Here is an 11,966-nt window from a genome sequence, read left to right on the forward strand (position 1 = left end):
GCAGCAACGGCTTTCTTGGTCAAGTGTGCTGCGTACGGCGCACGGGGGCGAGGGGGCGGGGCACCCTGGATCATCCGGCGGGCACCGCCCGGGACCCGCCTGACGCATGGTCGGCGGGGTACTGCGGCAGGATGGACCCCATGCCGAACCGACTGGCGCACGAGACGTCCCCCTACCTGCTTCAGCACGCCGACAACCCCGTGGACTGGTGGCCCTGGTCGTCGGAGGCCTTCGAGGAGGCGCGGAAGCGGAACGTGCCCGTCCTGCTCAGCGTCGGCTACAGCAGCTGCCACTGGTGCCACGTGATGGCCCACGAGTCCTTCGAGGACCAGGAGACCGCCGACCTGCTCAACGCCCACTTCGTCAACGTCAAGGTGGACCGCGAGGAGCGCCCCGACGTCGACGCCGTCTACATGGAGGCGGTGCAGGCGGCCACCGGGCACGGGGGCTGGCCGATGACCGTGTTCCTGACGCCGGACGCCGAGCCGTTCTACTTCGGCACCTACTTCCCGCCCGAGTCGCGGCAGGGCATGCCCTCCTTCCGGCAGGTCCTCCAGGGCGTGCACAGCGCGTGGACCGACCGCCGGGACGAGGTCACCGACGTCGCCGCGAAGATCGTGCGGGATCTGGCGGGGCGTGAGATCTCCTACGGCGACAGCCAGGCGCCCGGCGAGGAGCAGCTGGCCGCGGCCCTGCTCGGCCTGACGCGGGAGTACGACCCGCAGCGCGGCGGCTTCGCGGGGGCGCCGAAGTTCCCGCCGTCCATGGTGATCGAGTTCCTGCTGCGCCACCACGCCCGCACGGGCGCCGAGGGCGCGTTGCAGATGGCACGCGACACCTGTGAGCGGATGGCCCGCGGCGGCATCTACGACCAGCTCGGCGGCGGCTTCGCCCGCTACTCCGTGGACCGCGACTGGGTGGTGCCGCACTTCGAGAAGATGCTGTACGACAACGCCCTGCTGTGCCGGGTCTACGCCCATCTGTGGCGCTCCACGGGGTCGGACCTGGCCCGTCGGGTCGCTCTGGAGACCGCCGACTTCCTGGTCCGTGAACTGCGCACCGCCGAGGGCGGGTTCGCCTCCGCGCTGGACGCCGACAGCGACGACGGGACGGGCCGGCAGGTCGAGGGCGCCTACTACGTGTGGACGCCGGAACAGCTGACGGAGGTGCTCGGCGAGGCGGACGCCGAACTCGCCGTCCAGTACTTCGGTGTCACGGAGGAGGGCACCTTCGAGCACGGCTCCTCGGTGCTGCAACTGCCCCAGCAGGAGGGCGTGTTCGACGCGGAGAGGATCGACTCGGTCAAGGCGCGGCTGCTCGACGCGCGCGCGGCCCGTCCCGCCCCCGGCCGGGATGACAAGGTGGTCGCCGCCTGGAACGGTCTGGCGATCGCCGCGCTCGCCGAGACCGGCGCCTACTTCGACCGTCCGGACCTGGTGGAGGCCGCCGTGACGGCCGCCGACCTCCTCGTACGCCTGCATCTGGACGAGCAGGCGCGGCTCTCGCGTACCAGCAAGGACGGCCGGGCCGGTGCCAACGCGGGGGTGCTGGAGGACTACGCCGATGTCGCCGAGGGATTCCTCGCGCTGGCCTCGGTGACGGGTGAGGGCGTGTGGCTGGAATTCGCCGGCTTCCTCCTCGACCATGTCCTCGCGCGGTTCGCCGACCCGGAGTCGGGCGCGCTGCACGACACGGCGGCGGACGCCGAGCAGCTGATCCGCCGGCCGCAGGACCCCACCGACAACGCCACCCCGTCCGGCTGGACGGCCGCCGCGGGTGCCCTGCTGGGCTACGCGGCCCACACCGGTTCCGCACCGCACCGCGTCGCCGCCGAGAAGGCCCTCGGCGTGGTCAAGGCGCTCGGACCGCGGGTGCCCCGGTTCATCGGCTGGGGGCTGGCGGTCGCCGAGGCCTTCCTCGACGGGCCGCGGGAGGTCGCGATCGTGGGGCCGGGCCTGGACGACGAGGGCACCCGGGCCCTGCACCGCACGGCGCTGCTGGGCACCGCCCCGGGCGCGGTCGTCGCCGTGGGCACGCCCGGCGGCGACGAGTTCCCGCTGCTGGCAGACCGGCCGCTGAGCGCCGGTGAACCGACCGCCTACGTCTGCCGTAATTTCACTTGTGACGCTCCGACGACCGATGGGGACCGTCTGCGGACACAGTTGGGCGGTTGAAATACCGTTCTGAAACACACTATTTATCGGAACAGTCCCCGTCCTTCACACTTCCCCCCTAACGTCTGCACAGTAAAGTGGCGGGTGGGGAGCCCGCCGCTACCGGGGGGATTAGGTGATCCGGGGGGATCCGTTGCTGACTGCTGTCTTCGTCGCTGCCGTTTCGCTTGCTCTGTTCTGGATGGCGGCGTTCACCCTGTGGTGGCAGATGCACGCCTGGCGTACGCCGGAGGTGCTCGCCTCCACCCGCTTCAGCAGACCGGACGGTGGCGAGCACCTGTCCTTCTCGCTGCTGCTTCCGGCACGGCACGAGCAGGCGGTGCTCGATCACACCATCCGGCGCCTGCTGGAATCGAGCCACACGGACTTCGAGATCATCGTGATCGTCGGGCACGACGACCCGGAGACCACGGCGGTCGCCTGCGACGCCGCGGAGCGTGATCCCCGGGTGCGGGTCGTCGTCGACACGCACGAGCGGAAGAACAAGCCGAAGGCCATGAACACGGCGCTGCCGCACTGCCGCGGTGACGTCGTCGGGGTGTTCGACGCCGAGGACCAGGTCCATCCGGAGCTGCTCGCGCACGTCGACCACGCGTTCCGGACCACCGGCGCGGACGTCGTGCAGGGCGGCGTCCAGCTCATCAACTTCCACTCCAGCTGGTACAGCCTGCGCAACTGCCTGGAGTACTTCTTCTGGTTCCGCTCCCGGCTGCACCTGCACGCGCAGAAAGGGTTCATCCCGCTCGGCGGCAACACCGTCTTCGTCAAGACGGACGTGCTCAGGGAGGCCGAGGGCTGGGACCCCGACTGCCTCGCCGAGGACTGCGACCTCGGGGTGCGGCTGTCCAGCGTCGGCAAGAAGGTCGTCGTCGCCTACGACTCCGACATGGTGACCAAGGAGGAGACGCCCGGCTCGCTGATGTCGCTGCTCAAGCAGCGCACCCGCTGGAACCAGGGCTTCCTCCAGGTGTACCGCAAGAAGGACTGGAAGCAACTTCCCGGCTTCGGGCAGCGGTTGCTCGCCCGCTACACCCTCATGACGCCGTTCATGCAGGCCTTCACCGGTGTCATCATCCCGCTGAACGTGGTGATCGCGCTCTTCCTCGACGTGCCCGTGGGCATCGCCTTCATCACCTTCCTGCCGGCCGTGACCGCCCTGGTCACCTTCGTCTTCGAGATCGTCGGGCTGCACGACTTCGGCAAGCAGTACGGGCTCCGCGTCCGCTTCGTCCACTACCTCAAGCTCGTCGTGGGCGGCCCCTTCTACCAGGTGCTCCTCGCGGGGGCCGCCATTCGCGCCGTATGGCGTGAGCAGCGCGGCCGTACCGACTGGGAGCTCACGACCCATGTCGGCGCGCATCTCCCCACGGCCGAAGCGAACCGAGAGTTCCGAGAGGACGTCCCGGCGTGACCTCCACACTTCCCGCGGTGACCACCCCGAAGGTCCCCGCGCAGCGGCAGCCTGCACCCGAGACCGGTTCGGCCGGCCGAACGGTTCCGCCGACGCGACTGCGGTCCTCCCGCCTGGACCTCCTGCTGTGCGGAGTGCTCCTGGTGGCGATCCTCGTCGTCCAGGGCTGGAACATCGCCGACTACCCGACCCTCAGCGACGACGAGGGCACCTACCTCGCCCAGGCCTGGGCCGTCCAGGAGGGCAAGGGCCTCGCCCACTACACGTACTGGTACGACCACCCGCCCCTCGGCTGGATCCAGCTCGCCGTGCTGACCTGGATACCCTCGCTGATCAGCCCCGAGTCGATGACCGTCGGCTCGATGCGCGTGATGATGCTCGTGATCAGCGGAATCAGCGCGGTGCTGATCTACGTCCTGGGCCGCCGGCTCGCCCTGCCCCGCTGGGCCGCCGGGCTCGGCATGGTCCTGTTCGGGCTCTCGCCGCTCTCGGTGGTCCTCCAGCGCGAGATCTTCCTCGACAACATCGCGGTGATGTGGACGCTGCTCGCGTTCACCCTCGCCGCCTCCCCGAACCGCCATCTCTGGCACCACTTCGGCGCGGGCATCGCGGCCGCCACGGCCGTCCTGACCAAGGAGACGATGCTCGTCATCCTGCCCGCCCTGCTGGTCACGCTGTGGCGGCACAGCCACAAGGACACCCGGAAGTTCGCCGTCACCGGCGCCATCACGGCCTGCACGCTGATCGGCTTCGCCTACCCCCTCTTCGCCCTCCTCAAGGGCGAGCTGCTGCCCGGCGGCGGCCACGTCTCCCTGTGGGACGGCGTCAAGTACCAGATGACCCGGCCCGGTTCGGGCTTCATCCTCGACCAGGGCTCCGGCTCCTGGGGCGTCTTCCAGTCGTGGCTCTACTACGACCGCATCCTGCCGCTCGGCGGCCTGGCCGGCGCGCTCCTGCTCCTGGTCACCTGGCGCTGGTCGGTCACCGCCCGCGCGCTGGCCGGCCCGGCGGCGGCGGTCGCGATCCTCGCCGCGCTGGCCCTGCGCCCCAACGGCTACCTGCCCGCGATGTACGTCATCCAGGCGCTGCCCTTCCTCGCCCTGGTCCTCGCCGGCGGCACCGCGTCCGTCGCCCACGCCGTGCTGCGCAGGTGGCGGGCGGACGGGGAGAAACGGTTGGTCACCGGTGGGCGGTACGCCCTGGCCGCGGTCCTCGCGATCGCCGCCGGCGCCTATGTCGTACCGAAGTGGTACGACGGCGCCCGCACCGCCGTCACCGTCGACGCCAACGCCCCCTACAAGGCCGCCACCAAGTGGCTGAGCAGCGAAGTGGAGCACCCGGAGGACACGCGGGTACTCGTGGACGACGCGATGTGGCTGGACCTGGTGCACGCCGGGTACCGGCCCGGTCTCGGCGTCATCTGGTTCTACAAGGCCGACCTCGACCCGGCGGTGACGAAGACGATGCCGCGCGGCTGGAAGGACATCGACTACGTCGTCGCCTCGCCGACGGTCCGGCGCGACGCGGTCGACCTGCCCAACGTCAAGGCCGCCATCCAGCATTCGACACCGGTCGCCACCTTCGGCACCGGCGACGACCGGATCGAGATCCGCCAGGTCCAGACCGCCTCCGGAGGCGCACGATGACCCACGAGTACACGGTGCCCGGAGAGCTGGGCGAACCGGTCGTAGAGACCGCCGAAGTAGCGGAGCCCGGGGCCGTCACGATCGTCGTGCCGACCTTCAACGAGTCCGCCAACATCCGCCAACTGCTGCGCCAGATCACCGAGTCGGTGCCCTCGCGGCTGCCCTGTGAGGTCGTCTTCGTGGACGACTCCACCGACGACACCCCCCAGGTCATCCACGAGGCCGCCAAGGACTGCCCGTTCCCGGTGACCGTGCTGCACCGGGACGAGCCGGTCGGCGGGCTCGGCGGCGCGGTCGTCGAGGGCATGAAGGCGGCCACCTCGGAGTGGATCGTCGTCATGGACGGCGACTGCCAGCACCCGCCGTCCCTGGTACCGGAGTTGGTCGCCACCGGTGAACGCTCCAACGCCGGGCTCGTCGTCGCCTCCCGCTACATCAAGGGCGGCAGCCGGGCCGGGCTCGCGGGCAGCTACCGCGTCGCCGTCTCGCGCGGGGCGACCTGGCTGACCAAGGCGCTCTTCCCGCGCCGGCTGCATGGCATCAGCGACCCGATGAGCGGCTTCTTCGCGATCCGCCGCAGCGCCGTCACCGCCGAGGTGCTCCAGCCGCTCGGCTACAAGATCCTCCTCGAACTCGCCGTCCGCAGCCGTCCGCGCGGGGTGACCGAGATCCCGTTCGTCTTCCAGGACCGGTTCGCGGGCGAGTCCAAGTCGAGCGCGCAGGAGGGCCTGCGCTTCCTGCGCCATCTGGCCGGGCTGCGCACCGCCTCGCCGGTGGCCCGCATGGTCGGCTTCGGGCTGATCGGCGTGACCGGCTTCGTGCCGAACCTGCTCGCGCTGTGGATGCTGACCAGGGCCGGCCTGCACTACGTGCCCGCCGAGATCATCGCCAACCAGTTCGGTGTGGCCTGGAACTTCCTGCTCATCGAACATCTGCTGTTCCGCGACCGGCGCCGACACCGGCGCCTGTGGGACCGCATCGGCCGGTTCGGGTTGCTCGCCAACGCCGATCTCGTGCTGCGGATCCCGCTGATCGCGCTGTTCGTCCACCGGCTCGGGATGGGCGCGCTCTCCGCGACCGCGCTCGCCCTGGTGACGACCTTCGTCCTGCGCTTCGTGGGGACCGAGGCGTTGGTCTACCTCCCGCGCAGGGGGCGTGGGAGTGGTACCGCAGCAAGGAGAGCAGTGTGAGAAAGAAGAGCCGCCTGTACCGAAGAAGAACCGCGCTGGTCGGGGTGGGGGCCCTGACCGCCGGTCTCCTCCTCACCTCGCCCCAGTCCGCCTCCGCCGCCAACCTCGTCAAGAACCCCGGCTTCGAGACCGCCGGCACCGCCGACATGCCCGCCTGCTGGGAGAAGTCCGGCTGGGGCAACAACGACTTCAGCTTCACCACCACCTCCGACGCCCACTCCGGCTCCAAGGCCATGAAGGTCGAGCTGACCCGCCGGGTCGACGGCGACCGCAAGGCCCTGATCACCGAGTCGGCGGAGTGCGCGCCGGTGGTGGCGCCGGGCAAGCAGTACGACCTCGGCCTCTGGTACAAGTCGACCACGCCGGACGCCTCCCTCACGCTGTTCCGGCACGACGCCGCGGGCGGCTGGCAGTACTGGACCGACCTCAAGACCCTCCAGATGCAGGCCGGCTGGACACAGACAACGGTCCGCACACCCGAGGTCCCGGCCGGCACCGACCGCATCACCTGGGGCGTCTCCGTCTACGGCACGGGCTCGGCGACCACCGACGACTACACGATGGAACAGGTCGCCGACCCGGTCCCGGACCCGGAGTGCACGGGCACCGCCGAGCAGTGCGCCGACGGCAAGTGGGACGTGCTGGCCACGAAGAACCCGGTGCGCTCCATGCACTCGGTCGTCCTGCACAACGGCAAGGTGCTGCTGATCGCGGGCTCCGGCAACGACGAGGCCATGTTCAAGGCGGGCACCTTCACCTCCGCCGTGTACAACCCGGCCAACGGCAGCTACAAGATCATCCCCACGCCCAAGGACATGTTCTGCGCCGGGCACGTCCAGCTCCAGGACGGGCGGGTGCTGGTGATGAGCGGCAACAAGGGCTACCCGACGGCGGACGGCACGGTCGGCTACCAGGGGTACAAGGACTCGTACATCTTCGACCCCGTGACCGAGACCTACAGCAAGACCAACAACATGAACGACGGCCACTGGTACCCGTCGGCGACCGCCCTCGGCAACGGTGACGTCATCTCCTTCGGCGGTCTGAAGGAGGACTCCACCGGCTCGGTGACCGCCGAGCGGTGGTCGGACGCCGAGCAGCAGTGGCTGCCGACGTGGAAGGTCAACCAGACCTGGTCGTACTGGGGCCTGTACCCGTCGATGATCCTCATGCAGGACGGCCGCCTCTTCTACTCGGGCAGCCATGTCTTCGGCAACAACATCCCGGGCACCGGGTCGGCGATCTACGACTACGACGCCAACACCGTCACCCAGGTGCCGGGCCTCCAGAGGAAGGACGAGCGCGACCAGTCGGCGAGCGTGCTGCTGCCCCCGGCGCAGGACCAGAAGGTCCTCACCATCGGCGGCGGCAACATCGACTCCAACCCGGACGCCAACCGGCTGACCGACGTCATCGACCTCAAGGAGCCCAACCCGGCCTACGTGGCCGGTCCGCCGCTGCCGCAGGGCACGGTCGACCTCGGCAACGGCAAGGTCCCGCAGACCGGCGCCCAGGGCAAGATGTACGTCTCCGCCGTCCTGCTGCCCGACGGCAAGGTGCTGGAGACCGGCGGTGCGCTGCACAACCGCGCCAACCCGGTCTACGAGTCGTCGATCTACGACCCGGCCACGGGCACCTTCGACCCGGTGGCCGCCGACCCCGAGGCCCGCGGCTACCACTCGTCGTCGTTCCTGCTGCCCGACGGCCGGGTGATGTCGACCGGCGACAACCCGGGCAACGGCACCTGGAACCACAACGTGTCGATCTACACGCCGCCCTATCTCCTCAAGGGCGCGCGGCCCACGATCACGTCGGTCATCGACACCGAGTGGAACTACGGCGACACCCAGCGGATCACCGTCGACCGGCCCATCGCCAAGGCCGAGCTGATCCGCCCGGCCGCGGTCACGCACTCCTCGGACCCGAACCAGCGGTTCGTGGACCTGCCGCTGTCCGTGGACGGCAACAACATCGACCTGAACGTGACGAGCAACCCCAACCTGGCCCCGCCCGGCTGGTACATGCTCTTCGCGGTCGACGCCAACGGTGTCCCGTCGGTCGCCAAGTGGGTCCATCTGCAAGGTCCTTCGGCCCTGAGCGCGACGGACGCCTCCGCGCACGTCCACTCCTTCGCCGACTCCCCGGAAGGCACGTTCGCGGGGCCCGGCAAGAAGAAGACCTCCCAGAAGGTCAGCCCGACCGTCGCCGGCTGCGACCGGCACTACGGCTCGATCAACGTCTGCGTGCCCACCGCCTTCCCGGACGAGGTCAAGGCGACCACGGCCGCCCGCTGCGACTGGCTCAAGGCGAACGACTACGGCCGCCTGAAGGTCAACGGCAAGGACGACCCGCTGAAACTGGACCGCAACAGGGACGGGATCGCCTGCGGAAAGGGTGATGTGGCCAAGCGCTAGCCTCGCGGAGAACCGCTCGGGGCGCGCTCCACGACGGCCGCCGGCCGCTCGTGGAGCGCGCCCTGTCGGTTCAGGCCTTCCCGGGCAGACCGTGTTCCAGGACCGTCAGGGCGCGGTCGAGGAGGTCGCGGAGGTCGTCCCGGAAGTCGTTCTCGGCCCAGTGCAGGGAGGTCTCCGAGAGGCCGCCGATGAGACCCATCGTGTACACCCGCACCTCCAGGCTCTCCCGGTCCAGGCCGGTGCGCTCGGCGACGGCCTCGCTGAGCATCCGCCCGGTGACCGACATGCTCTCCAGCATCCGGGAGCGCACCGCGGGCACCTGGACCATGAGATGGGCCCGCAGCCGGGTGGCCTCGGCCTCCTCCGAGAGCGCGAGGTCGATGGCCTTGCGCATCACGTACCGCAGTGAGTCCATCCACGGCTCGTCCGCCGGCCGCGTGCGGAGCTCCTGGAGCAGGAACGGGTCGTACTCGTCCGTGAGGACGATGTCCTCCTTGGTGGGGAAGTAGCGGAAGACCGTGGACGGCGACACCTCGGCACGCTCGGCGATCTGCTCGACCGTGGTGGCGTCGTAGCCCTGCTCGCGGACCAGGGCGTAGGTCGCGTCGCGGATCGCCGTACGTGTCTTGATCTTCTTCCGCTCGCGAAGTCCCAGTTGGGGGGCGTCGGAGAGGGGGAAGGAGCGTGCCGGTGTCATGGGAGTCATTGTCGGGCATCGGCCTGCGCCCCAGCCATGTCCGGGGTGGCGGGGGTCTCGGTCGCGGGAGGTGTGCCCGGCAGGAAGGCCGCCGCGAGCAGCGCGGCGACCAGGGCGGCGATCCCGCACACCAGCAGCACGACGCCCATGCCGTGCACGTAGGCGCTGTTCGCGGAGGCCGCCAGGTCGGCCGAGCCGGTGCGCGCGGCCACGAGGTGGGCCGCGACCACCGACTCCCCGGCGGTGTCGGCGGCCCGCGCGGACAGACCGGTGACGTCGAGCCGGTCGCGGAACGTGGCGGCGAGCAGGCTGCCGAGCAGGGCGATACCGATCGCGCCGCCGACCTGACGCATGGTCATCATCAGTCCCGAGCCGCTGCCGGAGCGGTCGCGCGGGAGGGCGCCCAGGGCGCTGCTCATGGCGGGCATGAGCGAGAAGCCGAAGCCCAGTCCGGTGACCGAGAGCCACAGCGCGACGAATCCGTACCCGGAGTCCAGGGTGGTACGGCTGCCCAGCAGCCCGGCGAAGGCCAGCACCACCAGGCCGGCGCTCACCGTGGCCCGGCCGCCGAAGCGGGCGGCGACCGGTGGCGCGGTGCGCGAGGCGAGGAGGATGCCGCCCATCATCGGCAGCAGCCGCACGCCGGTGCCGAGGGCGTCGTTGCCGAGGACGGCCTGGAGGTAGGGCGGCAGCACGAACAGCAGGCCGGACAGGACGAACATCACCAGGGTCGCGGCGATCGTGTTGAACAGGAAGCCGCGGTGGGCGAGCAGGGTCATGTCGAGCATGGGGCGCTCGACCCGCCGTTCGCGCAGGACCAGCGCGGCGATCAGGGCGACGGCCGCGCCGAGCATGCCCAGGACCAGAGGGTCGCCCCAGCCCCGGGTGGGCGCCTCGATGATCGCGTAGACCAGGGCGCCCAGGCCGGTCGCGGTGAGCGCGGTGGAGAGGGTGTCGACCTTGGGGGAGGCGGGATCCCGGGTCTCGGGGAGCAGGAAGACGCAGGCGGCGATGCCGAGGGCGGCCATCGGGACGTTGACCAGGAAGACCGAGCCCCACCAGAAGTGGTCCAGCAGCCAGCCGCCGAGGATCGGGCCGAGCGGCAGGCCCAGCGCGGAGGCGGCGGAGACGATGCCGACGGCCTTGGTGCGCTCGTCGGGGCCGAAGAGCGTCGGCAGTACGGAGAGCGCGAGCGGGGTGACCAGGGCGGCGCCGACGCCCATGACCGCGCGGGCCGCGATGACCCAGTGCACGTCGTCGGCCAGGGCGCCCAGCAGGGAGGCGGCGAGGAAGACGCCGAGCCCGACGACCAGGATCCGCCGCCGTCCGAAGCGGTCGCCGAGCAGTCCCGCGGGGAGCATCAGGGCGGCGAAGACGACGACGTACGCGTCGGCCATCCACTGCTGCTCGCCGGTGCTCGCGCCGAGTTCGGCGGCCATCGTCGGCAGCGCCACGTTGAGGATCGTCGTGTCGAAGCCGAGCGTCAGCATGCTCGCGACGAGCGCGGCCAGGGCCCACCAGCGGCGGGGATCCGGAGTGAAAGTGTCCATGAAATGAGAGTAGCTCTCAAAAGGTAGCTACCGTCAATCGGTTTCGGCGCGCGAAAAAGGGCCACGGCTCTGAAGCCGTGGCCCTCGAACTCGAAGAGACGGGAAAGTGTTACCCGTGCTGGTACGCGACCATCGAGATTCCCACGTAGTGGGCGATGAACGCGGCCAGGGTGAGGGAGTGGAACACCTCGTGGAAGCCGAACCAGCGCGGGGAGGGGTTGGGCCGCTTGAGGGCGTAGATCACACCGCCCGCGCTGTAGAGCAGGCCGCCGACGATGACCAGGACCAGCACCGCGATGCCGCCGGTGCGCATGAAGTCGGGCAGGAAGAAGACGGCCGCCCAGCCCATCGCGATGTAGCAGGGGGTGTAGAGCCAGCGCGGGGCGCCCACCCAGAAGACCCGGAAGGCGATCCCGGCGAGCGCCGCGCCCCAGATGCCCCAGAGCAGCACCTCTCCCGTGGTCTCGGGCAGGAGCAGCATCGTCAGCGGGGTGTAGCTGCCGGCGATGATCAGGAAGATGTTGGCGTGATCCAGCCGCCGCAGGATGCCGTCCATGCGGGGGCTCCAGTCGCCGCGGTGGTACAGCGCGCTCACGCCGAACAGCAGGCAGGCGGTGAGGGCGAAGATCCCGCAGGCGATGCGGCCTCTGGAGGAGTCGGCGAGCGCGGTGAGCACCAGGCCCGCGATGAGTACGGCCGGAAACATGCCGAGGTGCAACCAGCCGCGGAGCTTGGGCTTGACCGGATGCGGCAGGGAGAGCGCGACGGGACCGCGGCCGGCGGCCGACGGGTCCCTAGGCGCGTCGTGGGCGGACGCAGTCATACGGGACATCGTACCTACGGAACCGTAAGTTACAGGTCAGTACGAACGCCTGACCGATGAA

8 protein-coding genes are annotated in these 11,966 nt (G+C 70.2%); 5 read left to right on the forward strand and 3 right to left on the reverse strand.

Features of this window, described 5'->3' with window-relative positions:
* Window positions 1-140 precede the first annotated feature (140 nt).
* The 5 genes from SLINC_RS28505 (at window position 141) to SLINC_RS28525 (ending at window position 8,835) form a co-directional block, all read left to right on the forward strand.
* A complete protein-coding gene (locus tag SLINC_RS28505; RefSeq protein ID WP_067438586.1) occupies window positions 141-2,174 on the forward strand; it encodes a thioredoxin domain-containing protein in 2,034 nt (677 codons plus the stop codon).
* A gap of 133 nt (window positions 2,175-2,307) precedes the next feature.
* A complete protein-coding gene (locus tag SLINC_RS28510) occupies window positions 2,308-3,585 on the forward strand; it encodes a glycosyltransferase (protein ID WP_067438589.1) in 1,278 nt (425 codons plus the stop codon).
* Window positions 3,582-5,231 carry an ArnT family glycosyltransferase gene (locus tag SLINC_RS28515; RefSeq protein ID WP_067438592.1) on the forward strand — a complete coding sequence of 550 codons (1,650 nt, stop codon included), beginning with the start codon at window positions 3,582-3,584 and terminating at the stop codon, window positions 5,229-5,231. The genes SLINC_RS28510 and SLINC_RS28515 overlap by 4 nt, the downstream gene beginning before the upstream one ends.
* On the forward strand, window positions 5,228-6,421 hold the full coding sequence (locus SLINC_RS28520; protein WP_067438595.1) for a glycosyltransferase: 1,194 nt from the start codon (window positions 5,228-5,230) through the stop codon (window positions 6,419-6,421). Before SLINC_RS28515 ends, SLINC_RS28520 begins: the two co-directional genes overlap by 4 nt.
* Window positions 6,418-8,835 (forward strand): galactose oxidase-like domain-containing protein, encoded by a 2,418-nt coding sequence (locus SLINC_RS28525; RefSeq protein WP_067438597.1) that lies wholly within the window; start codon window positions 6,418-6,420, stop codon window positions 8,833-8,835. The genes SLINC_RS28520 and SLINC_RS28525 overlap by 4 nt, the downstream gene beginning before the upstream one ends.
* Window positions 8,836-8,905: 70 nt before the next feature.
* Here SLINC_RS28525 and SLINC_RS28530 read toward each other — a convergent pair whose 3' ends face one another.
* The 3 genes from SLINC_RS28530 to trhA form a co-directional block, all read right to left on the reverse strand.
* Window positions 8,906-9,532, reverse strand: coding sequence for a TetR/AcrR family transcriptional regulator (locus SLINC_RS28530; protein WP_445683981.1), 627 nt, complete (start codon window positions 9,530-9,532; stop codon window positions 8,906-8,908).
* A gap of 5 nt (window positions 9,533-9,537) precedes the next feature.
* Window positions 9,538-11,082, reverse strand: coding sequence for an MFS transporter (locus SLINC_RS28535; protein WP_067438603.1), 1,545 nt, complete (start codon window positions 11,080-11,082; stop codon window positions 9,538-9,540).
* Window positions 11,083-11,191: 109 nt separating this feature from the next.
* Window positions 11,192-11,905: a PAQR family membrane homeostasis protein TrhA gene (gene trhA / locus SLINC_RS28540; RefSeq protein WP_067438607.1), complete on the reverse strand. Its 714-nt coding sequence runs from the start codon at window positions 11,903-11,905 to the stop codon at window positions 11,192-11,194.
* Window positions 11,906-11,966: the final 61 nt, after the last annotated feature.

It is taken from the genome of Streptomyces lincolnensis (assembly GCF_001685355.1).
Taxonomy (GTDB): domain Bacteria; phylum Actinomycetota; class Actinomycetes; order Streptomycetales; family Streptomycetaceae; genus Streptomyces; species Streptomyces lincolnensis.